General features: G+C 73.4%; 26 protein-coding genes. 17 read left to right on the forward strand and 9 right to left on the reverse strand.

Translation table 11 applies throughout. The features are described from left to right. Window positions 1–19: 19 nt before the first annotated feature. The 5 genes from E1289_RS16425 (at window position 20) to galT (ending at window position 5,532) form a co-directional block, all read left to right on the forward strand. Complete coding sequence (locus tag E1289_RS16425; protein ID WP_131981020.1) at window positions 20–1,408, forward strand: family 2B encapsulin nanocompartment shell protein; 1,389 nt, start codon at window positions 20–22, stop codon at window positions 1,406–1,408. Then, a complete protein-coding gene (locus E1289_RS16430) occupies window positions 1,405–2,808 on the forward strand; it encodes a family 2B encapsulin nanocompartment shell protein (protein ID WP_243712859.1) in 1,404 nt (467 codons plus the stop codon). The genes E1289_RS16425 and E1289_RS16430 overlap by 4 nt, the downstream gene beginning before the upstream one ends. A 14-nt stretch (window positions 2,809–2,822) precedes the next feature. Further along, window positions 2,823–4,055 carry a family 2 encapsulin nanocompartment cargo protein polyprenyl transferase gene (locus E1289_RS16435; protein ID WP_165970496.1) on the forward strand — a complete coding sequence of 411 codons (1,233 nt, stop codon included), beginning with the start codon at window positions 2,823–2,825 and terminating at the stop codon, window positions 4,053–4,055. A 65-nt stretch (window positions 4,056–4,120) separates the two neighbouring features. Further along, entirely contained in the window at window positions 4,121–4,354 is a 234-nt protein-coding gene (locus E1289_RS16440) for a hypothetical protein (protein WP_131980973.1), read from the forward strand. Window positions 4,355–4,398: 44 nt separating this feature from the next. Then, window positions 4,399–5,532, forward strand: a complete 1,134-nt coding sequence (gene galT / locus E1289_RS16445) for a galactose-1-phosphate uridylyltransferase (protein ID WP_131980975.1) — start codon at window positions 4,399–4,401, stop codon at window positions 5,530–5,532. Here the strand turns inward: galT and E1289_RS39620 are convergent. From E1289_RS39620 to E1289_RS16465, 4 genes are read right to left on the reverse strand one after another with little or no spacing between them, the layout of a single operon-like run. Beyond that, window positions 5,507–6,967, reverse strand: coding sequence for a membrane-associated oxidoreductase (locus E1289_RS39620; RefSeq protein ID WP_131980977.1), 1,461 nt, complete (start codon window positions 6,965–6,967; stop codon window positions 5,507–5,509). The genes galT and E1289_RS39620 overlap by 26 nt on opposite strands. 38 nt (window positions 6,968–7,005) lie before the next feature. Next, window positions 7,006–7,806: a sugar phosphate isomerase/epimerase family protein gene (locus tag E1289_RS16455; protein WP_131980979.1), complete on the reverse strand. Its 801-nt coding sequence runs from the start codon at window positions 7,804–7,806 to the stop codon at window positions 7,006–7,008. Further along, on the reverse strand, window positions 7,803–8,939 hold the full coding sequence (locus E1289_RS16460) for a dihydrodipicolinate synthase family protein (RefSeq protein WP_131980981.1): 1,137 nt from the start codon (window positions 8,937–8,939) through the stop codon (window positions 7,803–7,805). Before E1289_RS16460 ends, E1289_RS16455 begins: the two co-directional genes overlap by 4 nt. Further along, window positions 8,936–10,087 (reverse strand): Gfo/Idh/MocA family oxidoreductase, encoded by a 1,152-nt coding sequence (locus tag E1289_RS16465; protein WP_131980983.1) that lies wholly within the window; start codon window positions 10,085–10,087, stop codon window positions 8,936–8,938. The genes E1289_RS16460 and E1289_RS16465 overlap by 4 nt, the downstream gene beginning before the upstream one ends. Before the next feature lie 229 nt (window positions 10,088–10,316). Here E1289_RS16465 and E1289_RS16470 point away from each other — a divergent pair, with 229 nt between their 5' ends. After that, window positions 10,317–11,375 (forward strand): LacI family DNA-binding transcriptional regulator, encoded by a 1,059-nt coding sequence (locus E1289_RS16470; protein ID WP_131980985.1) that lies wholly within the window; start codon window positions 10,317–10,319, stop codon window positions 11,373–11,375. Window positions 11,376–11,502: 127 nt separating this feature from the next. Here the strand turns inward: E1289_RS16470 and E1289_RS40140 are convergent, their stop codons facing one another. Beyond that, window positions 11,503–11,631 carry a hypothetical protein gene (locus E1289_RS40140; protein WP_279487349.1) on the reverse strand — a complete coding sequence of 43 codons (129 nt, stop codon included), beginning with the start codon at window positions 11,629–11,631 and terminating at the stop codon, window positions 11,503–11,505. Between the two features lie 156 nt (window positions 11,632–11,787). Between E1289_RS40140 and E1289_RS16475 the strand changes: the two genes are divergently transcribed. Continuing rightward, a complete protein-coding gene (locus E1289_RS16475; RefSeq protein WP_131980987.1) occupies window positions 11,788–12,315 on the forward strand; it encodes an NADAR family protein in 528 nt (175 codons plus the stop codon). Window positions 12,316–12,549: 234 nt separating this feature from the next. After that, on the forward strand, window positions 12,550–16,059 hold the full coding sequence (locus tag E1289_RS16480; protein WP_165970497.1) for an AAA family ATPase: 3,510 nt from the start codon (window positions 12,550–12,552) through the stop codon (window positions 16,057–16,059). Window positions 16,060–16,127: 68 nt separating this feature from the next. Here the strand turns inward: E1289_RS16480 and E1289_RS16485 are convergent, their stop codons facing one another. The 3 genes from E1289_RS16485 to E1289_RS16495 form a co-directional block, all read right to left on the reverse strand. After that, complete coding sequence (locus tag E1289_RS16485; RefSeq protein ID WP_165970498.1) at window positions 16,128–16,619, reverse strand: PIN domain-containing protein; 492 nt, start codon at window positions 16,617–16,619, stop codon at window positions 16,128–16,130. 2 nt (window positions 16,620–16,621) lie between these two features. Further along, a complete protein-coding gene (locus tag E1289_RS16490; RefSeq protein WP_131980994.1) occupies window positions 16,622–16,933 on the reverse strand; it encodes a hypothetical protein in 312 nt (103 codons plus the stop codon). 64 nt (window positions 16,934–16,997) lie between these two features. Further along, the gene (locus E1289_RS16495) at window positions 16,998–19,160 is read right to left on the reverse strand and encodes a germacradienol/geosmin synthase (protein ID WP_131980996.1); all 2,163 of its coding nucleotides are present in this window, start codon (window positions 19,158–19,160) and stop codon (window positions 16,998–17,000) included. 128 nt (window positions 19,161–19,288) lie between these two features. On the opposite strand from E1289_RS16495, the gene E1289_RS16500 reads away from it, so the two are divergent. The 4 genes from E1289_RS16500 (at window position 19,289) to E1289_RS16515 (ending at window position 23,327) form a co-directional block, all read left to right on the forward strand. Further along, the gene (locus E1289_RS16500; protein WP_131980998.1) at window positions 19,289–19,666 is read left to right on the forward strand and encodes a phage holin family protein; all 378 of its coding nucleotides are present in this window, start codon (window positions 19,289–19,291) and stop codon (window positions 19,664–19,666) included. Window positions 19,667–19,747: 81 nt separating this feature from the next. Next, the gene (locus E1289_RS16505; protein WP_131981000.1) at window positions 19,748–20,287 is read left to right on the forward strand and encodes a 2Fe-2S iron-sulfur cluster-binding protein; all 540 of its coding nucleotides are present in this window, start codon (window positions 19,748–19,750) and stop codon (window positions 20,285–20,287) included. Continuing rightward, window positions 20,284–21,273, forward strand: a complete 990-nt coding sequence (locus tag E1289_RS16510) for a xanthine dehydrogenase family protein subunit M (RefSeq protein ID WP_131981002.1) — start codon at window positions 20,284–20,286, stop codon at window positions 21,271–21,273. The genes E1289_RS16505 and E1289_RS16510 overlap by 4 nt, the downstream gene beginning before the upstream one ends. After that, the gene (locus tag E1289_RS16515) at window positions 21,270–23,327 is read left to right on the forward strand and encodes a xanthine dehydrogenase family protein molybdopterin-binding subunit (protein WP_131981004.1); all 2,058 of its coding nucleotides are present in this window, start codon (window positions 21,270–21,272) and stop codon (window positions 23,325–23,327) included. The genes E1289_RS16510 and E1289_RS16515 overlap by 4 nt, the downstream gene beginning before the upstream one ends. 31 nt (window positions 23,328–23,358) lie before the next feature. On the opposite strand, the gene E1289_RS16520 is transcribed toward E1289_RS16515, so the two are convergent. Next, on the reverse strand, window positions 23,359–23,604 hold the full coding sequence (locus E1289_RS16520; protein WP_131981006.1) for a DUF2630 family protein: 246 nt from the start codon (window positions 23,602–23,604) through the stop codon (window positions 23,359–23,361). 121 nt (window positions 23,605–23,725) lie between these two features. On the opposite strand from E1289_RS16520, the gene E1289_RS16525 reads away from it, so the two are divergent. The 5 genes from E1289_RS16525 to E1289_RS16545 all read left to right on the forward strand — a co-directional run. Further along, window positions 23,726–24,139 (forward strand): STAS domain-containing protein, encoded by a 414-nt coding sequence (locus E1289_RS16525; RefSeq protein WP_165970499.1) that lies wholly within the window; start codon window positions 23,726–23,728, stop codon window positions 24,137–24,139. Between the two features lie 295 nt (window positions 24,140–24,434). After that, the gene (locus E1289_RS16530; RefSeq protein WP_165970500.1) at window positions 24,435–25,133 is read left to right on the forward strand and encodes a GPR1/FUN34/YaaH family transporter; all 699 of its coding nucleotides are present in this window, start codon (window positions 24,435–24,437) and stop codon (window positions 25,131–25,133) included. A gap of 78 nt (window positions 25,134–25,211) precedes the next feature. Continuing rightward, entirely contained in the window at window positions 25,212–25,397 is a 186-nt protein-coding gene (locus E1289_RS16535) for a hypothetical protein (RefSeq protein WP_131981012.1), read from the forward strand. A 128-nt stretch (window positions 25,398–25,525) separates the two neighbouring features. After that, entirely contained in the window at window positions 25,526–25,993 is a 468-nt protein-coding gene (locus tag E1289_RS16540) for a hypothetical protein (protein WP_131981014.1), read from the forward strand. 11 nt (window positions 25,994–26,004) lie between these two features. Further along, window positions 26,005–26,272 (forward strand): hypothetical protein (locus E1289_RS16545; RefSeq protein WP_207928999.1); only part of this gene is annotated, 268 nt, incomplete at its 3' end.

Below are 26,272 nucleotides of genomic sequence, written 5' to 3' on the forward strand. Positions count from 1 at the left end.
GCAGGAACGCCAGCAGCAGATGAGCCTTGGCACGGCGGCGGCACGGAATCTCGCGACGACGACGAAGTCCGTCCCCCAGATGCAGGGCATCACCTCGCGGTGGCTGCTGAAACTGCTGCCCTGGGTCCAGGCGGCCGGCGGCGCCTACCGCGTCAACCGGCGGCTCACCTACACCCTCGGGGACGGGCGGGTGACGTTCGTGACCACCGGCGCCGACGTCCGGGTCATCCCGCGCGAGCTGGGCGAGCTGCCGCCGCTGCGCGGCTACGACGACGACCTCACGCTCGACGCCATCGCCGGGCGGTTCACCCAGCAGGAGTACGAGCCCGGCGACGTCATCGTGGAGCGCGGCCGCCCCGTCGACCGGGTCATCCTCGTCGCGCACGGCAAGCTCAACCGGATCGGCGCCGGCGAGTTCGGCGCCGACGCCGTGCTCGGCACGCTCGCCAACGGCGACTTCTTCGGCGCGCAGGCCCTGCTCGGCGCCGAGGAGGGCGAGGACCGGGAGGAGTGGGAGTACACGGTCAAGGCCGTCACCGCCTGCACGATCCTCAGCATGAGCGACACCGACTTCCAGGAGACGCTCGGCCAGTCCGCCTCCCTGCAGGCGCATCTGGACGAGTACCGGTCGAGTCCCCGGCAGGAGCACAACGAGTACGGCGAGGCCGCGATCGACCTCGCGTCCGGGCACGACGGCGAGCCGGTCCTGCCCGGCACGTTCGTCGACTACGAGGCGGCGCCGCGCGAGTACGAGCTGAGCGTCGCGCAGACCGTCCTGCGCGTGCACAGCCGCGTCGCCGACCTCTACAACGAGCCGATGGACCAGGTCGAGCAGCAGCTCAGGCTGACCATCGAGGCGCTGCGCGAGCGCCAGGAGAACGAGCTGGTCAACAACCGCGACTTCGGGCTGCTGCACAACGCCGACCTGTCGCAGCGCATCCACACGCGCGGCGGCCCGCCCACCCCCGACGACATGGACGACCTGCTCACCCTCGTCTGGAAGGACCCGGCGTTCTTCCTCGCCCACCCGAAGGCCATCGCCGCCTTCGGCCGCGAGTGCAGCGCCCGCGGCGTCTACCCCGAGGGCATCGACGTGGGCGGCCACCGGGTCCCGGCGTGGCGCGGCGTGCCGATCTTCCCGTGCAACAAGATCCCCGTCAGCAGGACGAAGACCAGCTCGATCCTGCTGATGCGCACCGGCGAGCAGGCGCAGGGCGTGATCGGCCTGCACCAGGTCGGGCTGCCGGACGAGTACCAGCCCGGCCTGTCCGTCCGCTTCATGGGCATCGACGAGAAGGCCCTCATCTCCTATCTCGTCAGCGCCTACTACTCGGCCGCCGTCCTGGTCCCCGACGCGCTCGGGATGCTGGAGTCCGTCGAGGTCGCCCACGGCGGTGCCGGCGAGTGACACCGCCGCAGGAGGCTCCGGGCGGGCGGCACGCGCTCGGCACGCGCGCCGCCCGCAACCTCGCGACGACGACCAAGTCCGTCCCGCAGATGCGGGGCATCACCCCGCGGTGGCTGCTGCGGCAGCTGCCGTGGGTGCGGGCGGACGCGGGGACCTACCGGGTGAACCGGCGGCTCACCTACCGGCTCGGCGACGGCCTGGTCACGTTCGTCAACGACGGCGCCGCGGTCCGGGTGGTCCCGCCGGAACTGGCCGAGCTGCCGCCGCTGCGCGGGCTCGCCGGCGGGGACGTCCTCGACGTGCTCGCCGGGCGGTTCGAGCAGCGCGAGTACGGCCCCGGCGAGACCATCGCGGCGGCGGGCCGCCCCGCCGACGCGGTCCACCTGATCGCGCACGGCAAGGTCGCGCTGCGGACCCCGGGGGAGTACGGCGGCGAAGCCGAGGCCGGCATCCTCGCCGACGGCCGGTTCTTCGGCGACCGGGCCCTCCTCGGCCCCGGCGAGGAATGGCCCTGCACGTTCCGCGCGCTGACCCCCACCACCGTCCTCACGCTCTCCCGGGCGGCGATCGAGGAGCTGACCGGCAGGTTCGACACGCTGCGCACCCATCTGGAGGCGTACCGGGACGCCCCCGCCCCGCCGCAGACCGGGCACGGCGAGGCGGCGATCGAGCTCGCGTCCGGGCACGCCGGCGAACCCGTCCTGCCCGGCACGTTCGTCGACTACGAGGCGTCGCCCCGCGAGTACGGCCTGAGCGCCACCCAGACGCTCCTGCGCGTCCACTCCCGCGTCGCCGACCTCTACAACGGGCCGATGGACCAGGTCGAGCAGCAGCTCAGGCTCACCGTCGAGGCCGTGCGCGAACGCCAGGAGCACGAACTCGTCAACAACCGCGACTTCGGGCTCCTGCACAACGCCGACCTGCGGCAGCGCATCCAGACCCGCGGGGGCCCGCCGACCCCCGACGACCTGGACGAGCTGCTGGCCCGGCGCCGCAAGTCGCGGTTCTTCCTCGCCCACCCGAGGACGATCGCCGCGTTCGGCCGGGAGTGCACCCGCCGCGGGGTGTACCCGTCCGTCCTGCGGGTGGACGGGCCCGGCGGGTCCGGGCGGCGGGTGCAGGCATGGCGCGGGGTCCCGATCTACCCCTGCGACAAGATCCCGATCAGCCCGTCCGGGACGAGCTCCATCCTCGTGCTGCGCACCGGCGAGGACGACCAGGGCGTCATCGGCCTGCACCGCACCGGGATGCCCGGCGAGGTCCGCCCGGGGCTGTCGGTCCGGTTCGCCGGCATCGACGAGCGGGCGATCCTGACCTACCTGGTCAGCGCCTACTACTCCGCCGCCGTGCTGGTGCCCGACGCGCTCGGCGTCCTGGAGAACGTCGAGACCGCCCGCTAGGGAAAGGGGACGACATGCCCGTCTGGGGAGACGACCCTGCCGTGCTCCGCTGCGACCACCGTCCGCCGACCCCCACCCACCGTCGGTCAAAGGACGAGCTTCGCTCGGACCCCTGCCTGGACACGGGTGACCGGGGGCCGGAGGACGACCCGGGTCCGGGCGACCCGGGTCCGGGCGACCCGGGTCCGTACGGCGGCCGGGGGCCGGAGCCGGACGAGCCCCGGACGGGCCGCGCCCGCACGGCGGCCGAGGTCCTCGGCTGGAGCCGCCGCCTGCTCGACCCCGCGCTGCGGGACGCGGTCGAGCGGATGCCGGACACGGCGCGCGGCATCGCCGCGTTCCACTTCGGCTGGCGCGACGAGCGGGGCCTGCCGGCCGCCGACGGGGGCGGCAAGGCGATCCGCCCCGCGCTGACCCTGCTGGCGGCGGAGGCGGTCGGCGGGCCCGCCTCCGCCGCGCTGCCCGCCGCCGTCGCGGTCGAGCTGGCGCACAACTTCTCGCTCCTGCACGACGACGTCATGGACGGCGACCTCACCCGCAGGCACCGGCCCACCGCGTGGACCGTGTTCGGCGCCAACGCCGCGATCCTAGGCGGGGACGCGCTGCTCGCCGCCGCCTTCGAGGTCCTCGCCGACGAGCCGTCCCCGCTGCTCCCCCGCGCCGTCCGCACCCTCGCCCAGGCGGTCCTCGACCTGGTCGCCGGGCAGAGCGCCGACCTGGCGTTCGAGGAACGCTCGGACGTGACGCTCGACGAATGCGCGGCCATGGCGGGCCGCAAGACCGGCGCGCTGCTGGGCGCCGCGTGCGCGCTGGGCGCGGCCTACGGCGGCGGCACCACCGGGCAGGTCGCCCGCCTCGGCGCCTTCGGCGAACGGATCGGCCTGGCGTTCCAGCTCGTGGACGACCTGCTCGGTATCTGGGGCGACCCCGGGGTCACCGGCAAACCCGTCCACTCCGACCTGCACAGCCGGAAGAAGTCCCTGCCGGTCGTCGCCGCCCTCACCTCGCAAACGCCCGCCGGTGCCGAGCTGGCCGAGCTGTACTTCCGCGGCGGCGACCTCACCGGCGACGACGCGTCCCGCGCCGCCGCCCTCGTCGACGCCGCCGGTGGCCGCACCTGGGCCGCCACCCGGGCCGCCGTCCTGCTCACCGAGGCCGAGGCCGACCTGACCGCCGCCGGGCTCCATCCCGCCACCGGCGCGGAACTTCGGGCCCTCGCCCACCTCATCACCCACCGCAGCCACTAGGAGGCACCACCCGTACCCGAGGAGGCGCCGGGAACATCGACAGTATGTTCGAGTAAGGTGGAGCCGTGGAGGTTCGTGAACATGTCCCGTTCATGTGCCCCGCGGGGCATCGGCTCGCCGCGGGGCGGGTCATTGTCGGCTGGTCGCCGTGCGTCTGCCCGCCCTGCGACGGGCGGGGGCGCGGCCTGCGCGGCCACCGCACCTACCTGTGCCTCGACTGCAAGGACGAGCACGTGACGACGAAGTGCTACCTCCCCCACCACGTCCCCACCGAGAACGCCGAGTACCGCTGGCCCTGACGGTGGCCGGACACGCCGCGATGGCGCTGTAGGGTCTGCCCGAGATGCACAGGACACGGGCGCGGCTGTCGGACGGCCGGGAGATCATCTACTACGACGAGGCGCCGGGGCGGGTGCCCGTCCCCGACCCGCGGGGGCTGCCGCCCGTCGAGCCGCGCTGCGAGGTCCGCCGCGACCCGCTGACCGGCGACCACGTCACCATCACCGCGCACCGCAACGCGCGGACGTTCCTGCCGCCCGCCGACCAGTGCCCGCTGTGCCCCGGCGGCCCCGCCTCGGAGATCCCCGACCCGTCCTACGAGGTGGCGGTGTTCGAGAACCGCTTCCCCTCGTTCGATGTGCGCACGCCGCCGGTCCCGCCCTTGGTCGATGGCGCGGCCGATGGCGCGGCCGATGGCGCGGCCGATGGCGCGGCCGATGGCGCGGCCGATGGCGCGGCCGGCGGCGTGGCACGCGCCCGCGGCGACGGACGCTGCGAGGTCGTGTGCTTCACCGACGACCACGCCGCGTCGATGGCGCTGCTGCCGGTCTCCCGCGTCCGCACCGTCATCGACGCGTGGGCGGACCGTACCGCCGAACTGTCCGCGATCCCCGGCGTCCGGCAGGTCTTCGTGTTCGAGAACCGCGGTGTCGAGATCGGCGTGACCCTGCACCATCCGCACGGGCAGATCTACGCCTACCCGTTCGTGACGCCCCGGACGGAGCGCATGCTCGCGATGGCCGCCGGCCGCGACCTGTTCGGCGACGTCCTGAAGGCCGAACGAGCGGGCTCCCGCGTCGTCGTCGCGGGTGAGCACTGGACGGCCTACGTGCCCGCCGCCGCCCGCTGGCCCGTCGAGGTGCACCTGATGCCGCACCGCCACGTCCCGGACCTCGCCGCGCTGGACGACGGCGAACGCGCCGAACTGGCCGTCCTCTACCGCGACCTCCTCCGCCGCTGCGACGCCCTGTACGACGACCCGCTCCCGTACGTCGCCGGCTGGCACCAGGCGCCCACCGGTGCGGGCCGCGACCTCGTCCGCCTGCACCTGGAGCTGTTCTCGGTCCGCCGCGCCCCCGGCAAGATCAAGTACCTGGCGGGGTCGGAGTCGGGCATGGCGGCCTGGATCAACGACGTCCCGCCCGAGGCCGCGGCCGCCCGGCTCCGCGGCGTCACTGCCGGCGAAGCGTCCGGGTGATCCCGGCCGCGATCGTCGTCGCGAGCACCCATCCGGTGAGGATCAGCACGTAGGCGAGCCACTGGTACCCGCCGACCGGCTTGAACGCCCGCTCCTGCCCGAAGTCGATGATGGGCAGCAGCAGGTCGAGCGTGTAGAAGAGCGCGTTGAACGGGGGCTGCTCGCCGGGCTTCAGCGGCTCCGGATGCCGCGCCCCGAACACCGTCGTGCCGGCGACGAGCAGGCCGGCGAGCCACGCCGCGGCCCACACCGGCCGGAAACCGTACCCGACCGTCACGTCCTGGAGGTAGCCCCACAGCCTCGCGTACCAGGGACGCGTCGCGCGGCGCTGCCGCTGCTTGGCGAGCAGGACGTTGCGCGCCGCCCTGTCGTCCCCGGCCTGCCGGTAGGCGGCGGCGAGCTGCTCGTACGCGTGCGGGACGTACCCCTCCGCGTCCCGCTCCAGCATCGCGATCCGCGCCTTCGCCGGAAGCCGCGGCGTGAGCGAACCGTAGGTCAGGCCGTCGAGCCACACCTCGCCGTCGATCGCGCCGGGCGGGACGTGGAGGAGGCCGAAGCGCCCGCGGAGCATGTTCACCGTCCCCTCGACCCGCCCCTCCCGGAACCACACCTCCCCGATGGAGGCGCTCGTCGTCCGCAGTGCGCAGCCGTCCGGAGCCGACAGCCGCGCCTGCGTGAGGACGAGCAGGCCCGGGATCGTCGCGCCGCGCACGTTGACCTCGCCCTCGAAGCGGGCCCGCGTCGCGTTCAGGTCCGAGCCGACGGTGAGGTTCGCGCCGTCGAAGACCAGCCCGCCCGGGTTGCGCAGGACGGCGCCCTCCAGGTTCACCACCCCGGCCACCGACGCCCCGTTCATCCGGACCTCGCCGAGCGCCTCCAGCCCCGGGCCCCAGACGTCGTCCTCAAGGACGGAATGGTTGAGGTGCAGGACCTCCTCCTCCCGCCCGTCCGCCGTCCCGAGCCGCGCCCGCTCAAGGAAGAGGACACCGGACAGCCGCGCCCCGCCGAGCCGGACCTGGCCCGTGACGCGGCAGTCGGTGAGGCGCAGCACCCCGTCCACCCGCAGTGTCGCCGCGTCCAGCCCCGGCAGGCGGGACCCGCTCAGGTTCACCTGCCGGACGCGCGCCCCGTACAGGACGGGTGTCTCCTCGAAGTGGCATCCCCACAGCCCGATCGGGTGCTCGACCGTCGCGTACTTCAGGTCCAGCGCCCCGGTGACGCGCGCCCCCGCCACGCGAAGCGCCGCGACCTCGCCGTCCACCGGCGGGCTCAGCAGCAGCTTGCGCAGTACACAGGCCCGCAGCGTGCGCCGGGCGGGCCACGCGTCACCGCCCTCGGGGTCGTCGTCGGTGCCGTCCCGGAGGTCGACCGGCGTTCCGGTGGGGAACGCCCGCCACACGCGGCGCTCGGCGGGCGTCAGATCGATCGGCTCCACGATCAAGGAACCTAGCCTGTACCGGGCGCGCCCGCCCCCTAGAGGACGTGCTGGGCGAAGCGCGACAGGGTGAGTTCGAGGGCGGCCGGGCCGGGCATGGCCCACAGCTCGTCGTTGAAGATCTCCACCTCGATCGGGCCGGTGTAGCCGGCGGCGTCGACGGCCGCGCGGAAGCGCCGCAGGTCGACCCGGCCGTCGCCGAGCATGCCGCGGCCGGTGAGCACGCCTTCGGGGAGCGGGGTCACCCAGTCGGCGACCTGGAACAGCGCGAGGCGGCCCGCGGCGCCCGCGCGGGCTATGCCGTCCCAGACGTCCGGGTCCCACCACAGGTGGTAGGTGTCGACCACGACCCCGACCTGGGACGGCGGGTGCGGCGCGGCGATGTCCAGGGCCTGGCGCAGGGTGGAGACCACGCAGCGGTCGGAGCAGTACATCGGGTGGAGCGGTTCGATCGCGAGCCGCACGCCGTGCTCGCCGGCGTAGGGGGCGAGTTCGGCGATGAGCTCGGCGACGCGGGAGCGGGCGCCGTCGAGGTCGCGGGACCCGTCCGGCAGGCCGCCGGCGACCAGGCACAGGACCGGCGCGCCCAGCGCGGCGGCCTCCTCGATGGCGCGGCGGTTGTCGGCCAGGGCGTCCCGCTCCTGGAAGAAGCCGCCCCGGCACAGGGACGTGACCGTCAGGCCGTGGTCGCGCATGAGCCTGCCGGTGCGGGCCAGGCCGTGCTCGGCGACGGGCTCCCGCCACAGGCCGACGCCCGTGACCCCTTCGGCCGCGCAGCCGATGGCCAGATCGGGCAGGCGCCAGTCGCGGGTCGTCCACTGGTTGAGGCTGAACCTCATCGGGCGGCTCCTTGGACGGTCAGCCAGGCGCGCATCCGGTGCGCGGCGAGGCCGGGGTCGGGGAAGAGACCGGCCGCGTCGGCGAGCCGGAAGAGACGCACCATGTGCGGGACGGAACGCGCGCTCTCCAGCCCGCCGACCATGCGGAAATGCCGCTGGTGGCCGGTCAGCCAGGCCAGGAACACCACACCGGTCTTGTAGTGGAAGGTCGGGGTCTCGAACAGGTGGCGGGCGAGCGGCACCGTGGGGGCGAATATCTCCTGGTAGGACGCGGTGTCGCCGGCATCGAGCGCGTGCAGGGCGGCGGCCGCGGCGGGCGCGATGGGGTCGAAGACGCCGAGCAGCGCGTCGCTGTGCCCCTCGGCGTCCCCCATGATCAGTTCCGGGTAGTGGAAGTCGTCGCCCGTGTAGAGCCGGACACCGGGCGGCAGGCGGCGGCGGAGAGCGATCTCGCGTCCCGCGTCCAGCAGCGAGATCTTCACCCCGTCGACCCGGGGCGCGTGCTCGGCGATCAGCGTGAGCAGCGCGTCGGCCGCCGCGTCCAGATCGGCCGAACCCCAGTAGCCCCGCAGGGCCGGGTCGAACATCGGCCCCAGCCAGTGCAGCACCGCGGGCCGGGCGACCTGCGACAGCAGCCGCCCGTACACGAAGGCGTAGTCGTCCGGGCCGCGCGCCGCGGCGGCCAGGTGACGGCTCGCCATCAGCACCGGGACGGCGCCGGCCGACTCGACCACCGCGAGCTGCTCCTCGTAGGCGGCGACGATCTCCTTCGGCGCGGCCGGGCCCGGGGGGAGCTGGTCGGTGCCGGCGCCGCAGACGATCCGGCCACCCGATGAAAGCGCTTCCCGGCCGCTCCGCGCGATCAGCTCCCGGGTCGCCGCCCAGTCCAGGCCCATGCCCCGCTGCGCGGTGTCCATCGCCTCCGCGACGCCCAGCCCGTACGACCAGAGGTGGCGGCGGAACGCCAGCGTGGCGTCCCAGTCGAGCGAGTCGCCGTCCGGGTCGGCCACGACGTGCGCCGCCGCGTAGGCCACCCGCGACGTGCTCGGCCGGGGCGGCGGCGGGTAGCCGCGCGGCTCGCCCATCGTGTGGGGGACGGCCGAACCGCCGGCTCCCGGGAGCTCGATCCTCATCGGGTCAGCTCCGGAACCTCCAGGCGGCGGCCCTCGCGCCACGCCCGCAACCCCAGCTCGGCGAGCTGTACCCCGCGCGCCCCCGCGTAGAAGTCCCACGGGAAGTCGCCCTCGCCGGCCACATGCCGGAGGAACATCTCCCACTGCGCCTTGAACCCGTTGCCGAACTCGGCGTTGTCGGGAATCTCCTGCCACTGCGCCCGGAAGTCCTCGGTGGCCGGCAGGTCGGGATTCCACACCGGCTTCGGCGTCATCGCCCGGTGCTGGACGCGGCAGCGCCGCAGCCCCGCGACCGCGGAACCCTCCGTCCCGTCCACCTGGAACTCCACCAGCTCGTCGCGGAACACCCGGGTCGCCCACGACGAGTTGATCTGCGCGACGATCCCGCCGTCCAGCTCGAAGATCCCGTACGCGGCGTCGTCGGCGGTGGCCGCGTACGGCTTGCCGTCCTCGTCGACCCGCTCGGGGATGTGCGTCGCGCCCAGCACCTGGACGGACCGCACCGGCGCGACCACGCCGTCCAGCACGTACCGCCAGTGGCAGAACATGTCGAGGATGATCCCGCCGCCGTCCTCCGCCCGGTAGTTCCAGCTCGGACGCTGCGCGTCCTGCCACCCGCCCTCGAACACCCAGTAGCCGAACTCGCCGCGCACGGACAGGATGCGGCCGAAGAACCCGCCGTCCACCAGGCGCTTCAGCTTGAGCAGCCCCGGCAGGAACAGCTTGTCCTGTACGACGCCGTGCCGCACGCCCGCCTCGTCCGCGAGCCGCGCCAGCGCCAGCGCGCCCGCCAGGTCCTCCGCCAGCGGCTTCTCGGTGTAGACGTGCTTGCCCGCCGCGACCGCCGCGCGGATCGCGGCGGCCCGCGCGCCGGTCACCTGCGCGTCGAAGTAGACCTCGGTCTCCGGACGCGCGAGCGCCTCGGCCAGATCGGTCGTCCAGGCCGTCAGCCCGTGCCGTCCGGCGAGGTCGCGCAGCTTGGCCTCGCTCCGCCCGACGAGCACGGGCTCGGGCCACAGCACGGTGCCGTCGTCCGTGCGGACCCCGCCCTGCTCCCTGATCGCGAGGATCGAGCGGAGAAGGTGCTGGCGGTATCCCATCCGCCCGGTGACGCCGTTCATCACGATCCCGATGGACCTGCGTGCCATCCCGTTCCTTCCCAACCTGTCGTGTTCCACCTGGTCGGCGCGCCGTGTCGGGCCACCGGAGGGCACCGGAACCGCGGCGTGCCGGGGCGGCGGCGTGCGCGTGCTCCGCCGGTGCCCGGGAAAGCGCGTTCAGAAAGCGCTTTCTGATGTACCGTAGAAACCGCCGCCCGCGCGGTCAAGAGGGTCGTTCAGCCGGACCCGCCGCGCGGGGCGCGTCGAGGGGGCGGGGATGACGGAAGCGGCGGAGGAGCACCGGGCCGCCGGCCGGGCCTACGTGACGCTGCAGGACGTCGCGCGGGAGGCCGGCGTGTCGCTCGCCACCGCGTCCCGCGTCCTCAACGGCACCTCGCAGGTCCGGGCCGACCTGCGCGAGCGGGTGCTGGAGGCCGCGTCCCTGCTCAGCTACACCCCGAACGCGCACGCGCAGGCGCTGGCCAGCGCGTCCAGCAAGTCCGTCGGGGTGATCTGCCACGACGTCAGCGACCCCTACTTCGCCGCCGTCGCCCGCGGCGTCATGCACACCGCCGCCGAGCACGGCATGCTCGTGATGCTCGCCAGCACGTTCCGCGACCCCGCCCGCGAGGTCGAGTACGTGGCGATGCTCCGCGCGCAGCGGGCCCGCGCGATCCTGCTGATCGGCTCCGGCTTCGAGGACCGCGACTGGGAGCACGCGATGGCCGCCGAACTCGACCCGTACCAGCGCACCGGCGGCCGCGTCGCCGTCCTCAGCCGGCACCGCAGCCTCAAGGTCGACGCCGTCCTGCCGCAGAACCGGGAGGGCGCCGCCGCCCTCGCCCGCGCCCTGCTCGACCTCGGCCACCGCGACTTCGGCGTCCTGACCGGCCCGCGCGCCCTCACCACCGTCTCCGACCGCCTCGCCGGCTTCACCGGCGCCCTCGCCGAGGCGGACGTCGCCGTCCCCGCCGAGCACATCGTGGAGGCCGCCTTCACCCGCGACGGGGGCTACGCGGCCGCGACCGCCCTGCTCCGCCGGGAGACCCGCCCGACCTGCGTGTTCGCGGTCACCGACGTGATGGCGATCGGCGCGCTCGCCGCGTTCCGCGACCACGGCGTGTCCGTGCCGGACGACATCTCCCTCGCCGGCTTCGACGACATCCCGATCGTCCGCGACCTGACCCCGCCGCTCACCACCGTCGCGCTCCCGCTGGGCGCGATGGGCGAGCGCGTCATGAGCCTCGCCCTCCGCGAGCCCTCCGCCCGCCGCAGCCGCATCGACCGCGTCGACGGCGAGGTCGTCCTGCGCGCCAGCACGGCCCCGCCCCGCTGACCCGCGGCGCGCCCGCCGCCCTACCGTCCAGGACGCCGCCGGGCGCGCCGCCTCCCCGTCCGCCCGGAAACGAAGAACCCGCCCGGAGATCCGGACGGGTCCTCATCTATCGGCCGGCTACGGCCGGTCAACGCGCCGCGAGATCGTCTTGCCTGACCTCGGCCTCCGCGGGGCGCTCGGAGTCCGCTTCCGCGGGGCGCCGCTCGGGCCACTCAACGATCTTGGTGCGGCGGGGGTTCGCCAGAGGGGTGCTCATCTTCGGTGCCGTCCTCCTGTTCGGGCCGATCGAAGCAAATGTTCCCGACGACCCACCCGCTTCCGCAAAATGGTCTAGACCGCGTCGTGCCGCGCCCCTTTCCGGAACGGGAGAAACCCGGTCGCCGCCGATCCCGCTTCGTGGCAGCCTTCCCGTATGGACGTAGCCGGGCTGATCCGCCTCCAGAACCAGGGCACCCGCCTGAAGTTCCTGTTCTTCTGGGGCCACCAGACCCCCGGGCCCGGCTACCTGAGCCAGTGGTGGCCGTCCCCTTTCACCGTGGAAGGCGTGACCTACGCCACCGCGGAGCACTACATGATGGCCGAAAAGGCCCGCCTATTCGGCGACGGCGAAACGGCCGCCGCCGTCCTCGCCGCCCCACATCCCCGCCGCGCGAAGGATCTCGGCCGCCGCGTCAGAAACTTCGACGAACGGACATGGAAAGAGCACCGAACGACCATTGTCACGAGAGGCAACGAGGCCAAGTTCGCGCAACACGAGGACATGCGCGACTACCTCCTCGGCACACGCGCCCGAATCCTGGTGGAGGCGAGCCCCCTTGACCGCGTCTGGGGCATCGGCCTCTCCGCCGACGACCCCCGCGCCGAGGACCCCGCGGCCTGGCAGGGCCAGAACCTCCTGGGCTTCGCCCTGATGACCACCCGCGACGCCCTCACCCCCTGACGGTGGGCGCGGACGCCTGCCAGAACACCGGCGTCCGCGACGACGACCTGGTGGCGCCGACGGCGAGCCGGCCCGTCTTCGGCTCCGGCGACTGAGCCACGTGATCGGCCCGGCGGATTTGGTGATCATCGGGTTTGCCCGGACGTAGCATGAGATGGGCTTTGTGATCTCGCTTTGGCGGCTGGGGGACGGGGTATGCGGCGGCGGCAGGGGCCGGTCTTTCCCGGTTACTTGATGATCCTGCTGGTGGCGCTGCTGGGGCTGGCGCTGCAGGTATCGCCGCAGACGACGCAGGTCGTCCAGGACTGGGCGCTGCCGGTCATCGTCGTGTGCATGCTGCTGATTCCGCTCGTCCTGGCGTGGGAGAAGGGGCAGGAGCGGCGGAACCTCGCGCGGCCGGGGTGGCGGGGCGACCGGTCGCCGTATCCGGGGCTGGACGCGTTCACCGAGGACGACGACGGGGTCTTCTTCGGGCGGGACGGTGAGATCCGGGAGCTGGTCGAGCGGCTGCGGCCGGGGAGCGAGCCGCGGTCGATCGCGGTGACCGGGCCGTCCGGCGTGGGCAAGTCGTCCCTGCTGCACGCGGGGCTGCTGCCGCGGCTGGTGCAGCAGCGGCGGTGGATCGTGGTTCCGTCGATGACTCCCGAGGACGACCCGTTCCGGTGTCTCGCCCAGTGCCTCGCCGATGTCCTCGGTGCCGACGCGGAGGAGATCGCCGGGGAGCTGCGGCGGGAGCCCGCGCGCCTCCGGCGGCGGGTGGACGGGCTGCGGCGGGGGCGGCGGAACCGGTCCGTGCTGATCGTCGTGGACCAGGCCGAGGAGCTGCTGACGCTGACGGAGGGCGATCAGCGGGACGCCTTCCTCGGGATGCTCCGGGCCACGCTGGACGCCGATCCGAAACTGTGGGTCGTCCTCGTGTTCCGGGCGGAGTTCCTGACGACGTTCCTGAGCGGCGGGTTCGCCGACATGTTCCGGCATCCGTTCACGGTGACGGCGCTCGACCGGGCGGCGCTGCGGACGGTGATCCGGGAACCCGCCGAGCGGGCGGGCGTCACGTTCGAGCCGCCCGAACTGGTCGCGCAGATGGCCGAGGACACCGGGGACGGGACGGCGCTGCCGCTGCTCGCCTACCTCCTGCACGAGCTGTACCTGCGGGCGGGCCGGAACGGCACGATCACGCTGGAGGACTATCGCCGCGCGGGCGGGGTCGACGGCGCCCTGACGCGGCGTGCCGACCGGCTGATGGGGGAGCTGGAGGCGCTGGAACCGGCACCGCCCGTCCTGCAGACCCTGGTGAAGTTCGTCAAGTTCACCGAGGGGCGGCCGACCCGGCGGCGGGTGGCGAGCCGGGAACTGGACGACGCCGGGCGGCAGGTCGTGGACGCGTTCGTCCGCGAGCGGCTGTGCACCAGCGGGCGGGACGGCGACGAGGCCGTCTTCGAGGTCTCGCACGAGGCGCTGTTCTCCGCGTGGGCGCCGCTGCGGCAGACGATCGCCCTGCACGCCGAGGTGCTGCGCCGGATCGCCGACCTGGAGCAGTGGGCCGCCGAATGGGACCGCTACGGACGCCAGGAGGCGTACCTGCTGCGCGGTGAGCGGCTGTCCGCGGCGCGCAAGTGGGTCGCCGAGGCGGAAGGGCTGGCCGCCATCGAGCCGCTCGCCCTGGAGTTCGTCGAGATCTCCCACCGCTCCGACGGTGCGGCGATGCGCAGGCTGGCGGACTCGATCGCACGGCAGGCGCTCGCCGGCTACCTGACCGACCCGGAGCACAGCCTGCTGCTCGCCCTGGCCGCGCACGAGGAGTGCGCACCGACGCCGCTGGCCCGCCGGGCGCTGTCGGCGGCGCTGGCGGTGTCCCGGGTGCGCGGCGTCCTGCGCGGCCACGGCGACCAGATCTGGTCGGTGGCCTGGTCGCCGGACGGCCGGCTGATCGCGACGGCGTCCTCGGACCGGACGATCCGCCTCTGGGACGGCGCGGGCGCCGAGGTCGCCGTGCTGCGCGGCCACGAGGCGGCGGTCGTGTCGGTGGCCTGGTCGCCGGACGGGCTGCGGCTCGCGTCGGCGTCCGACGACGGTACGGTGCGCGTGTGGGACGTGGCCGCCCGCGCCCGGGTGGCGCTGCTGCGCGGCCACGGCGACATGGTGTGGGGCGTGGCCTGGTCGCCGGACGGCACCCGCCTCGCCTCCGCGTCACGCGACGGCGACGTCCGGATCTGGGACCCGGCGGACGGCGCGACCACGGCGACGCTGAGCGGCCACGGGGGATGGGTTCGCGGCGTGGCCTGGTCACCGGACGGGACCAGGCTGGCCAGCGCGTCCGACGACCGCACGGTCCGGATCTGGGACGCGGTGACCCGGCGGTGCACGGCCGTGCTCGAAGGCCACGACGAAACCGTCCGGATGGTGGCCTGGTCGCCCGACGGCACCGGCCTGGCGAGTTGCTCCTACGACCGGACGGTGCGGATCTGGGACGCGGCGACGGGCGCGTGCGGCCGGGTTCTGCACGGGCACGGGCGCCTGGTGTGGGCCGTCTCGTGGTCGCCGGACGGGACCAGGCTGGCCACCGCCTCGCATGACCGGACGATCCGGATCTGGCCGGCCGTGGCGGGGTCCGAGCTCGCGGTGCTCCGCGGGCACGGCGAGCCGCTGCGCGCGGTGGCCTGGTCGCCGGACGGCTCCCGCCTGGCCACGGGCTCCAACGACCGGACCGTCCGCTTCTGGGACGCCGAGCGGGCCGCGGAGGTCGCGGTGCTGCGCGGGCACGCAGGCACGGTCGCGGCGGTCGACTGGTCCGCCGCGGGCGTCCTCGCCTCGGCGTCGTACGACCGGACGGTGCGGGTCTGGGCCGATGACGGGCCGCGGGTCCTGAGCGGGCACACCGACGAGGTATGGGACGTGGCGTGGTCGCCGGACGGCACCCGCCTCGCGACCTCCTCCCGCGACCGCACGGTGCGCGTCTGGACGGCGGACGGCGCGGAGGAGGCCGTCCTGGACGGGCATGACGACTGGGTGCGGGCCGTGGCCTGGTCGCCCGACGGCACCAGGCTGGCCAGCGCGTCCGACGACCGCACCATCCGGCTCCAGGACCGCGACGGCTCCGCGCCGCTCGTCCTGCGCGGCCACGAGGACACCGTGCGCGCCGTCTGCTGGTCGCCCGACGGCGCGCGCCTCGCCTCCGCGGCGCAGGACGGGACGGTCCTCATCTGGGAGGCCGGGACCGGCCTGCGGCTCACGGTGCTGTCCGTGCCGGGGGGAGCCGCCCGCGCCCTGGCCTGGTCGCCGGACGGCGCGCACATCGCGGCGCTCTCCGGCGACCACGAGGTCCGGGTGTGGAGCGCCGCGGAGGGGGCGGAGGTGTCCGTGCTGTCCGGTCACGACGGGTGGGTGTGGTCGGTGGCGTGGTCACCGGACGGCCGGGTGCTCGCGACCACGTCGACCGACCGGACCGTCCGGCTGTGGGACGCGCCGGCCGGCCGGGAACTGGCCGTCGCGGCCGTCCACGACGACGAGGTCTGGGACGTGGCCTGGTCGCCCGACGGCACCCGCATCGCCACCGCCTCCGGGGACCGGACGGTGCGGATCTGGGAGGCCGTGACCGACGGCGCGGCGCTCGTCGAGCGGGCCCGGAGCCGCGTGTTCCGGCGGCTCACCCCCGACGAGCGCCACGCCCTCATGATCCCCGCCCCGCGCCCGGCACCGGAGGGCACGGAGGACGCTCAGCGACCTGAGCGGGCGAACAGGTAGAAGGCCGAGGTACCGAGGCCGGTCGGTTTCGGGATGCGTGGGAGGGGCTCGGCGCGCAGCCGGGAGCGTCAGCGGCGGCGGGCGTGGCGGCGCATGCCGTCCACCTTCTGGCGGAAGAGGTCTGGCGGGAGGATGGGCGTTCCCCGCCAGGGCGACATGGAGATCAGGTCGGCGTCGTTGCTGACGACCAGCAGTGCCCCGACCTCGGCCGCGAGGTCGAGGATCAGGTTGTCCTCATGATCGGGACAGTCGTGCACGGTGCGCGGCGGGTCGATCACGTCGCCGCCGCTGTGCTCGGCGATCGCGACGAGTGCCGTGAGGTAGGCGCCGGCCTTCGCCTCCTCCCACTTGAACAGCTCCACGAGAATCCGCTCGATGTTCCGCAGAATGTGCGGGGACAGCCACAGCGAGAATTCCGCGGCGTCGTTCGCGACGCCCAGGCAGTCGGCCGAGGCGTTCCCGGACGTCGGGGGCGGCGACGGCCACGACCGGAACGGGCTGTTGCCGGTGGCCGCGGCCGTCACCAGCACATTGATGTCGTAGACCACGGGGGTCGACACGGTCAGACGTCTTTCTCGCCCTTGAGGAACTCCCGGATCCGCTCTGGTACGTCGGCGGGCTCGATCCCGAGTTCCGCGGTGCGCTGCTGACCGTAGGACTGGAGGTCGCGCATCTGCTCCGCCAGCATGATCGACTTCATGACCCGGTAGGTGGCGCGCAGGTACGCCGACCTGTTCCCGTCGCCGAAGTAGTCGACGAGTTCATCGAGGATCGGCCGGTCCTCCGCGTGCACGGAGAAACCGAGAGTCTGTGCCTGTACCTTGCCGTGGTCGCGCGCCGCCCTGCCCTTGCGCTTCCTGGTCTCAGCAGCCATACCGTCAAGTGTAGTCTCCTGCATTTGAAGTGCAACTTCTTGCATTTGCGGTGGATGCCCGTCGTCAGGGACGTGTTGCGGTGTGGGACGCGCGGGCGAACAGGTAGAAGGCCGAGGTACCGAGGCCGGTCGGTTTCGGGATGCGTGGGAGGGGCTCGCGCTCGTCGTAGCGGTCGGTTTCGCGGTGCCATTTGAGGATGCCGGCGAGCCAGTCGCGGAGTTCGCCGACGTAGGCCGTCAGGGCGGTGCGGGCGGTGTCGTCCAGGTCGAGTTCGTCGGCCAGGGCCGGAAGTTCGCGGGTGGCCAGGTGCTCGAACTGGCGGCGGCGGGACGTGATGAGGTCGTTGACGATGGGCAGGGCCTCGTCCCGGCCGCAGCCGAAGAAGTTCTCGATGGCCAGGACGCCGTTGTTGAGCTCGCCCTCGTACTCGATCTCCTTCTGGTACGAGAAGCAGTCGTTGAGGAGGCAGGCGACGTCCATGGCGGAGGCGTCGATCTCCCGGAGGGTGCGGGTCTGGAAGACGTGGGCCGGGATGGCGTGCGAGTGCTCGATCCGGGAGAGGCTCATCGTCATCTCGGAGCCGAACGTGTGGCGGCGCATCTCGATGTAGTCGACGGGGTCGGGGATGCGCGACTGGAGGTGGTTGTTCAGTTCCCAGACCCAGCTTTCGACCATGTGCTCGACGGCGGCGCGGAACTCGCGGCGGCCGCGGTCGTCCATGGGGGAGGCGGTGCGGTGCCACAGGTCGGCCAGTGCGGCCTCGAAGGCGTTCCCGGGGGGCGGGGTGGCGCCGCAGTCCAGCGGCAGGAACGCGGGGACGCGGGCGTTGAAGAGCTTCGCGCCGGCCATGTCGCGGTCGCGGTTGTAGAGGGCGGGGAAGTAGTCGTCGCCGTAGGTGCCGCAGGCGAGCCACTGGGTGGCGAGGTCGAGCGCCTCCGGGCCGGCGTCCGGGTCCAGGGACGCGGCGCAGATCTCCAGCGCCATGCCGGTCAGCGTCTCGGCCGTCCAGACCGGGACGGGCAGCCGGGGCTGCGGGGAGAACATGCCCATCTCGCGCGCCCATGCGACGACGTTGCGTCCGGCGCTCTCGCGGTGCGGGTTGACGCGGGCGGGGTAGGGGATGTCGAACTCCGGCAGCGGCGTCCGCCCGACCTTCTGGAACGGGACGTGCGGCAGGCTGATCCGCGCGGATTTCAGCAGGGCGGGGATGCGGGCCGCCGACATGCCGATTGACTTCTCGTTCATGTAGCGGCTTGAGCGCATGTGCCATTCGTGGCCGCCGGACTGCCAGTCCTGGAGGGCTTTCACGTAGGTGGCGACGGCGGCCCGCTCGGCGGGGTCGAGGGCGTGGTCCTCGAACACGTGCGGGAGTTCGGTGAGGGCCGTGTTCTCGTACTGGCGCAACCGTGAGGTCAGCAGGTCGTTGACGGTGTCCGCGGCCGCCTGGGGAGCCACGTTCAGGAAATGCTCCATCACCAGGACGGCGTTGTTCACCTCGCCTTCGGACTCGGTCTCCCGCTGGTAGGAGAAGATGTCGTTCCGCAGGTGGACGCCGTCGGAGAAGGTGTCCTTGAGGACGCGCAGCGGCCGTGTCCCGACGACGCGCTCGGGTATCTCGGCGCCCGCCGCGTGCTCGGCGAGGTCGGCCGACCAGGGCGCGCCGCCGACCTTGCGCCGCATCTCGATGTACTCGACCGGGTTGGGGATGCGGCCGGTGCTGATGTTGGACAGCTCCCACAGCGACTCGCGGAGCAGGTTCACGGTGCTTTCCGAGAAGCGCGCCCGCCACGCGTCCGACCGGGCCGGGATCGTGCGCGCCCACAGGTCGGCGAGGCCGCGTTCGACGGCGTTGGCGGGTTCCGGCGGGTCCAGCGACATGAACAGCGGAAGCCGGTCGAGGTAGGCCCGCGCGCCCGCCTGGTCCTGGGTCTTCTTGAAGACCTCCAGGAAATGGTCGTCGAAGTAGAACACCCAGACGTACCAGTCGGTGATGAGGTCGAGCTCCGGGCCGTCGCAGTCGGGATGGGTGTAGCCGCACAGGAGCGCGTAGTCCATCGCTTCGAGCGCCGGCTCGTCCCAGATGTCCGGCGTACCGGGATCTCGGTCGTCGTCCAGCATCCTCATCTCGCGCGCCCACGCCATGGTGTGCGCCCGCGCGCCCGCCACGTGGGGGTTCAGGCGCGCGGGATGCGGGACGTAGAAGTCGGGCAGCTCGAACGGTTGCATCGACGGGCCTCTCTGTCGGGGTCCGGTCGGCAACTTACAGCACCGGCAAAGTTACCGACGGTGACATATTGCTCTCCCGGTTCTTTCGCCTTCCTTGGGGTACCGATGGGTCATGACGGAGGTGGGTCATGACGGAGTCGCGTAAACCCGCGGAGGTGGACGACCCGCTGGAGCAAAACCTGCTGCTCGCCCGGCGGGTGGTCGACGCCGCCCAGCAGGAGATGATCGACAAGATGCGGCAGCGCGTCCCGGCGCTGCGGCTGGGCGCGGTCGCGGGCGCCTTCGGGATGCTCGCCACCGCCGCCACCTACCGGATGAACGTCATCCTGCTGGAGAAGAAGCTGCCGCCGGAGCTCGCGTCGTTCGTCGCGGCCACCGTGTACGGGGGCGGGGCCGGTGCCGCGGCGATGGCCGCGTCCCGCAAGTGGCGGGGGCTCCCCGCGCCGCTGCCCACCGACACGGCCCGGACGCTCGTGGAGATCCTCTCCGGCTCCGACGACGAGTGAGCGCGCCTGCCTGACCGCGCCGCCCTGACCGCGCCGCCCGGCCGCCGACTCACCCCGGTGATCCGGGGTAGGGGGCGGAGCATGGACAGCGAAGTGACCCCGGTCGTCGCCGACATCGCCCTGGTCGTGAACGGGACGGAGCACCGGCTGAGCGTCGACACCCGCGCCTCCCTGCTGGACGTCCTGCGGGAGGATCTCGGACTGACGGGCTCGAAGAAGGGCTGCGACCACGGGCAGTGCGGCGCGTGCACCGTCCTGCTCGATGGGCGCCGCGCGAACGCCTGCCTCGCGCTGGCCGTCGCGCACGACGGCGCCGAGATCGTCACCGTCGAGGGGCTGGCGCGGGACGGTCGGCTCAGCGCCCTGCAGGAGGCGTTCATCGAGCAGGACGCCTTCCAGTGCGGGTACTGCACCCCCGGCCAGCTGTGCTCCGCGACGGGAATGCTGAACGAGGCCGAACAGGGCTGGCCCAGCGCCGTCACCGAGGACGTCGCGGCCGGGCCGGTCCTCGACGACGCCGAGATCCGCGAGCGGATGAGCGGCAACCTGTGCCGGTGCGGCGCCTACCCCGGCATCGTCGCGGCTCTCCGCGAGGTGGTCGGGGAGGGGAGGCGGACGTGAGGCCGTTCGCGTACGAGCGTGCGACCAGCGCCGAGGACGCGCTGGCCCGGCACGAGGACGGCGCCCGGTACCTCGGCGGCGGGACCAACCTCGTAGACCTGATGCGCCTCGGAGTCGAGGAGCCCGCGAAGCTGGTGGACGTCACCGGCCTGGCCCACGACCGCATTGAGCGGACCCCGGACGGGACCCTCGTCGTCGGCGCCGCCGTCACCAACAGCGACCTCGCCGCCGACCGGACCGTGCGCGAGGAGTTCCCGATGCTGGCGAAGGCGGTCCTGGCGGGCGCGTCCGGCCAGCTCCGCAACCTCGCGACGGTCGGCGGCAACCTCCTCCAGCGCACGCGTTGCTCCTACTTCCAGGACGCGTCCAAGCCGTGCAACAAGCGGAACCCCGGAAGCGGCTGCCCGGCACGCGACGGCGAGCACCGCAACCTGGCGATACTCGGCCATTCGGACGCGTGCGTCGCGACCCAGCCCTCCGACATGGCGGTGGCGCTCGCGGCGCTCGGCGCGTCGGTCCGGGTGGTCGGCCGCGACGGGGAGCGGACCGTCCCGCTCGGCGGCTTCCACCGGCTCCCCGGCGACGAGCCGCAGCGCGACACGACGCTCGAACCGGGCGACCTCGTCACCGCGGTCGTGGTGCCGCCGCTGCGGATGCCGGCCGCGTACCGCAAGGTCCGCGAGCGCGCGTCGTTCGCGTTCGCCCTGGTGTCGATCGCGGCGGCGCTGGACGTCCGCGACGGGACGGTCCGGGACGCGCGGCTGGCGCTCGGCGGCGTCGCCCACAAGCCGTGGCGGGCCGGGAACGCCGAGGACGTGCTGCGGGGCGCCCCGGCGACCGAGGAGACGTTCACCCGAGCCGCCGACGCCGAGCTCGCCGCCGCGGAACCGCTGCGCGACAACGCCTACAAGGTGCCGCTCGCGCGCAACCTCATCGTGCGCACGCTGGCCGAACTGGGGGAGACCGAGCTGGGGGAGAGGACATGACGTACCGGCTGGAGGGCCGCGAGAAGGTCACCGGTCAGGCCCGCTACGCCTACGAGTACCCGATGGAGGACCCCGCCTATCTCGCGGCCGTGCAGGCGGAGGCGGGACGGGGCGAGATCGTGTCGGTGGACACCGCGTCCGCGCGGCGGCTTCCGGGTGTGCTCGCCGTCCTGTCCTGCGAGAACGCGCCGCCGCTCGCGTCGCGGTCGAACGGGGAGCTGGCCGTCCTCCAGTCCCGGACGGTCTCCTACCGGGGCCAGTTCGTCGCCGCCGTCGTCGCCGAGACGCTGGAGACGGCGCGGGAGGCGGCCCGGCTGCTCCGGGTCGAGTACGCGGCCGAGGCCCCGGACGTGCGGTTCCGCGACGACCACTCCGGCCTCTACAGGCCCGACGAGGTCAACGCCGGGCTGCCCGCCGACACCGAGCAGGGAGCCCCGGAGGCGGCGTTCAGCGACTCGGACGTGCAGGTAGACGTCACTTACACGACCCCCGCCGAGCACAACAACCCCATGGAGCCGCACACCACCGTCGCCCACTGGAACGAGGACGGCTCTCTCACGCTCTACGAGTCCACCCAGGGCGCGTCTTCGCACCAGCGGACGCTCGCCAGGATCTTCGGCCTTGACCGGGAGCAGGTGCGGGTCGTGTCCCCGCACGTGGGCGGCGGGTTCGGCGCCAAGGGCACGCCCCGTCCGAACGCCGTGCTGGCCGCGATGGCCGCGCGGGAGGTCGGCCGCCCGGTCAAGTTCGCGGTGCCGCGCCAGCAGATGTACGCGACCACCGGCTACCGGACGCCCACCATCCAGCGGCTCAGGCTCGGCGCCGACGCGGACGGGAGGCTCAACGCGATCGTGCACGACGTGGTCGAGCAGACGTCCACGGTCCGCGAGTTCGCGGAGCAGGCGGCCTCGCCCACCCGGATCATGTACCGGGCCCCGCACCGCCGCACGACGCACCGGGTCGTCCGGCTGGACGTCCCGACGCCGTCGTGGATGCGGGCGCCGGGCGAGACCCCCGGCATGTACGCGCTCGAATCGGCGATGGACGAGCTGGCCGTCGCCGCCGGCATCGACCCCGTCGAGCTGCGCGTCCGCAACGACACCGACCGGGAGCCGGAGAGCGGCCTGCCGTTCAGCTCCCGCAACCTCGTCGCGTGCCTGCGGGAGGGCGCGGGGCGGTTCGGCTGGGCCGGCCGCGACCCGGCGCCCCGCTCCCGGCGCGCGGGCCGCAGGCTGCTCGGGACGGGCGTCGCGGCCGCCACCTATCCGGCGCGCCTCAACCCCGGCCGGGCCACGGCGCGGGCCGAGCCGGACGGGACGTTCACGGTCCGGATCGCCGCCGCCGACATCGGCACCGGCGCCCGCACCGCGCTCGCCGTGCTCGCCGCCGAGACGCTCAAGGCGGACCTCGGCCGGGTGCGCATGGAGGTGGGCGACAGCTCCCTCCCCGCCGCGTCCGTCGCGGGCGGATCGAGCGGGACGGCAAGCTGGGGCACCGCCGTCGTCCGGGCGTGCGAGGCGCTGCGCGAGAGGCTGAACGGCTCCGTCCCGCCGGAGGGCGTCGAGGCGTCGGCCGACACCGCCGACGAGGTCAAGGTGCAGGAGGAGTACGCCCGGCACGCCTTCGGCGCCCACTTCGCAGAGGTCGAGGTGGACATCGACACCGGGGAGGTCCGTGTCTCGCGCATGCTCGGCGTGTTCGCCGCCGGGCGGATCATCAATCCCGTCACCGCCCGCTCGCAGTTCGTCGGCGGAATGACGATGGGGATCGGGATGGCGCTGATGGAGGAGAGCGTCATGGACGAGCGGTTCGGCGACTACCTCAACCGCGACCTCGCCCAGTACCACGTCCCGGCCTGCGCGGACGTCCTCGACATCGAGGCGGTGTGGCTGGAGGAGTCGGACCCGCACCTGAACCCGATGGGCGCCAAGGGCATCGGCGAGATCGGCATCGTGGGCGCCGCCGCGGCGATCGGCAACGCCGTCCACCACGCGACCGGGGTCCGCGTCCGCGACCTGCCGATCACGCCCGCCAGGCTGCTGCCGGACCGCTGACGCGCCGGACGGCCCCGCCGCCCGTGCCCGGCTACTGGCGGTAGTCCTCGACCTGGGAGGCGGGACGCACCCGCGCCTCGTCCGGGTTCTGCCCCGCCTCGATGCGCGCCCGGCGCTGCCGGAGCAGGTCCCAGCACTGGTCGAGCGCCACCTCGAGCTGCCGGAGCCGCTGCCGCGCCTCGTCGCCGTCCGTCTCGGCGCGCTCGTGCGCGTCCCGCAGCGCGTGCTCCTCCTCGATGAACTCGCTGATGCGGTGCAGTATCGCCTTCTCGTCCATAAAAGGGCTCCCGATGGTGGTTTTCCCGCCCGGTGGGGTTCAGAAGGTGCCGACAGATGAGAGCCTGGCATATACGGGGCCGCCCCCGGTAGCGGCGCCCCCGGCCATAGGCGAGGAGCGGATGACGGTCTGGCGGATCACCGACGGTGAGGGCGGCCTGGAGTCCGGGCGGCGGGCCTCCCCGCGCTACGACATCGTCGAGCACGACACCGCGCTGCTGCGCGTCGCGGGCGGGTCGTCCTCGCCCTGGCTGCGGATGGCGGGGGAGATCGACGTCTCGAACGCCCGCGACGTGTCGCGCGTCCTCGGCGGCGCCCGGGACCGCGTGCCCGGGGACGTCCACGTCGATCTGGCCGACGTCGAGTTCGTCGACGTCGCCGGGTTGCGCGCCTTCACCCTGGCGGCCCGGGAACTGCACGCCCGCGACCGCATGCTCGTCCTGCATTCGGTGTCGTCCCACATCGAGCGGCTGTTCCGGCTGATCGGCTGGAGCGCGACCCCCGGCCTGCGGGTCCACTGCCGCCCCCGGGCGTAGGCACGCGGACAGGACGCGCGGACCGGGCAGGCGCGGCGGCAATGCAATTCCCATGCCCCCTCGAATTGCGCGTAAAGGACTGCCGTCCCGCCGGAAATGGTGGTTCTTGTGGTCGTTTGGCCTGCTCAGGCACGGTTACCACGAATACACGGCTCTCCGAACAAAGGGGGATTTCATGGTAAGGCGTAGAGGGCGTGCCGCAACGCCGGAGCCCGGCGCTCAGGCGGCCGCGACGCCCGCCGAGGGAGCCGCCCCGGCGGCGCCTGGGAGAGGCCCCGAACGGAGCGAGCACGCGATGTGGGAGGACCGGACACGGGTCGTCCTGGCACCGATCGCCGCGCCGTCCATCCTCGGGCTGTTCGGGTTCGCCGGCGCGACCATGATGGTCGGCGCGTGGCAGGCCGAGTGGTACGGCAACGCCCTGACCCCGCTGATCCTGTGGCCGTTCGCGCTGGTGTTCGGCGGCATCGCGCAGCTCGTCGCCACCGTCTGGTCCTACCGGGCCCGGGACGGGATCGCGACCGCCATGCACGGGATGTGGGGCTCGTTCTGGGTGGCGTTCGGCCTGCTGTTCATGCTGATCAGCATCGGCGTCTATCCGGTGGCGCTGGCTCCCGTGGCGGGGACGGTCAACCAGGGCTTCGGTTTCTGGTGGGTCGGCCTCGCGGTGATCACCGCCCTGGGCGCGATCGCCGCGCTCGGCCAGAACCTGGCGATCACCGCGCTCCTGGCGACGCTGGCCGCGGGCGCCGGGTTCACCGCGGCGGGCTGGTTCGCGCCGTCGGACTGGTCGCTGAACGTCGGCGGCTGGCTGTTCGTCGCGTCCGCGATCATCGCCCTGTACACGGCCGCCGCGATGATGTTCGAGGGCAGTTTCGGGCGGACGATCCTTCCGCTCGGCAAGACCCGCGCCCGGACGGACGTGCCGGGACGCAAGGCGGCCCGGCCGCTGGAGTACGCGCAGGGCCAGCCCGGCGTGCGCAGCGGCCAGTGATCCCCGGCGTGTCGGCTTGACTTTCCCGTTGCCCTATCCTGGACCGATCCTTGTGATCGGTTCGGGAAGGGAGCGGGAATGCCATCCGCGGTCCGCCGGACGTGGCGGCGCCTCGTCCACACCTACCACCGGCTGTGCGCGCGGGACGACGCCGTGACGCACGGCTTCACGGTGCCGAGCGGCGTCTGGGCCTGCGACCGCTGCCACGAGTCCCACCTGGAACTCTCCTCCCTCCTCCGGCACGTCCGCACAGAACACCCCTGACCCACAGATCGCCCCGCCCGGGGAACGTCCGGTAGTGGCCGGTCACGATCGCATCGCCTCCCCTGCCGCGACGCACCGCGAATGGCAAGCTGGTCCCGGTCGTGAGTGGTCGAAGCCGGGGGAGATCTTTGGACGACGAGGCTCTGCGTGACGTCCAGGCGAGGTTCGGTGGCCTCATCGACCAGGAGGTCCTCGATCGGGACGGCCTGGCCGAAGCCGCGGCCGACCGCGAGTTCGAGGTGGACCCGGCGCTCGGGACCGACGAGGTCGCCGACGAGCTGTCGCGGCTGTTCCGGACCGATGCGCGGCTGAATCGCGTGCTGCTCCTCCACGAGGGAGAGCGCGTGGCCGTGAGCACCAGGGCGCTGGTGTGCGGGACCGGGGCCGAGCCGGGGAGGCCCGCGACCGCCGGAGCCGGGTTCGCGACGGCGGAACGTTCCGTCTTGCCGGGCCGGTCGACGCGTTACCGCCTGCTCCGCTTCCAGTGCGCCGACGGGATGTGCGGGACGACGACGTACGCGTCCTTCTACGACGACCGCCTCCGGCCGGTGTGCGGGTCCCACGGGGAGATGACGTTCGCCGGGGTCGTGGCGTGAAGCTCGACGCGATGATCAAATCCTCGTCGGAAGCGGGGTTCGGCCGGCGGTTCTTCCTGGTCGGATACTTCCCGACTTACGCGGCGGCCCTGTGGCTGCTGACGCTCGTCTGGGCGGGAGCCTGGGGGAGGCTCCGGTTCGAGGACGCGTGGAAGACGGCCTCCGGGCTCGGCCTGGCCGAGGTGGTCCTGCTCGCACTGGGGACAACCCTGCTGGCCGTGGTCATCCAGCCGTTCCAGCTCGCGATGGTGCGGGTGCTTGAGGGGGCGTCACCGGGGG

The organism is Actinomadura sp. 6K520 (assembly GCF_004349245.1).
Classification (GTDB): domain Bacteria; phylum Actinomycetota; class Actinomycetes; order Streptosporangiales; family Streptosporangiaceae; genus Spirillospora.

Excerpts from the sequence above, each read along its gene's own strand:
- E1289_RS16455 (WP_131980979.1), bottom strand. The coding sequence starts at position 7,806 with ATGAGGTTCAGCCTCAACCAGTGGACGACCCGCGACTGGCGCCTGCCC.
- E1289_RS16525 (WP_165970499.1), top strand. The coding sequence starts at position 23,726 with ATGACGGTCTGGCGGATCACCGACGGTGAGGGCGGCCTGGAGTCCGGG.
- E1289_RS16490 (WP_131980994.1), bottom strand. The coding sequence starts at position 16,933 with ATGGCTGCTGAGACCAGGAAGCGCAAGGGCAGGGCGGCGCGCGACCAC.
- E1289_RS16465 (WP_131980983.1), bottom strand. The coding sequence starts at position 10,087 with ATGGCACGCAGGTCCATCGGGATCGTGATGAACGGCGTCACCGGGCGG.
- E1289_RS16480 (WP_165970497.1), top strand. The coding sequence starts at position 12,550 with ATGATCCTGCTGGTGGCGCTGCTGGGGCTGGCGCTGCAGGTATCGCCG.
- E1289_RS40140 (WP_279487349.1), bottom strand. The coding sequence starts at position 11,631 with ATGAGCACCCCTCTGGCGAACCCCCGCCGCACCAAGATCGTTGAGTGG.
- E1289_RS16470 (WP_131980985.1), top strand. The coding sequence starts at position 10,317 with ATGACGGAAGCGGCGGAGGAGCACCGGGCCGCCGGCCGGGCCTACGTG.
- E1289_RS16435 (WP_165970496.1), top strand. The coding sequence starts at position 2,823 with ATGCCCGTCTGGGGAGACGACCCTGCCGTGCTCCGCTGCGACCACCGT.
- E1289_RS16535 (WP_131981012.1), top strand. The coding sequence starts at position 25,212 with ATGCCATCCGCGGTCCGCCGGACGTGGCGGCGCCTCGTCCACACCTAC.
- E1289_RS16520 (WP_131981006.1), bottom strand. The coding sequence starts at position 23,604 with ATGGACGAGAAGGCGATACTGCACCGCATCAGCGAGTTCATCGAGGAG.
- E1289_RS16530 (WP_165970500.1), top strand. The coding sequence starts at position 24,435 with ATGTGGGAGGACCGGACACGGGTCGTCCTGGCACCGATCGCCGCGCCG.
- E1289_RS16505 (WP_131981000.1), top strand. The coding sequence starts at position 19,748 with ATGGACAGCGAAGTGACCCCGGTCGTCGCCGACATCGCCCTGGTCGTG.
- E1289_RS16475 (WP_131980987.1), top strand. The coding sequence starts at position 11,788 with ATGGACGTAGCCGGGCTGATCCGCCTCCAGAACCAGGGCACCCGCCTG.
- E1289_RS16515 (WP_131981004.1), top strand. The coding sequence starts at position 21,270 with ATGACGTACCGGCTGGAGGGCCGCGAGAAGGTCACCGGTCAGGCCCGC.
- E1289_RS16425 (WP_131981020.1), top strand. The coding sequence starts at position 20 with ATGAGCCTTGGCACGGCGGCGGCACGGAATCTCGCGACGACGACGAAG.
- E1289_RS16500 (WP_131980998.1), top strand. The coding sequence starts at position 19,289 with ATGACGGAGTCGCGTAAACCCGCGGAGGTGGACGACCCGCTGGAGCAA.
- galT (WP_131980975.1), top strand. The coding sequence starts at position 4,399 with ATGCACAGGACACGGGCGCGGCTGTCGGACGGCCGGGAGATCATCTAC.
- E1289_RS16460 (WP_131980981.1), bottom strand. The coding sequence starts at position 8,939 with ATGAGGATCGAGCTCCCGGGAGCCGGCGGTTCGGCCGTCCCCCACACG.
- E1289_RS16495 (WP_131980996.1), bottom strand. The coding sequence starts at position 19,160 with ATGCAACCGTTCGAGCTGCCCGACTTCTACGTCCCGCATCCCGCGCGC.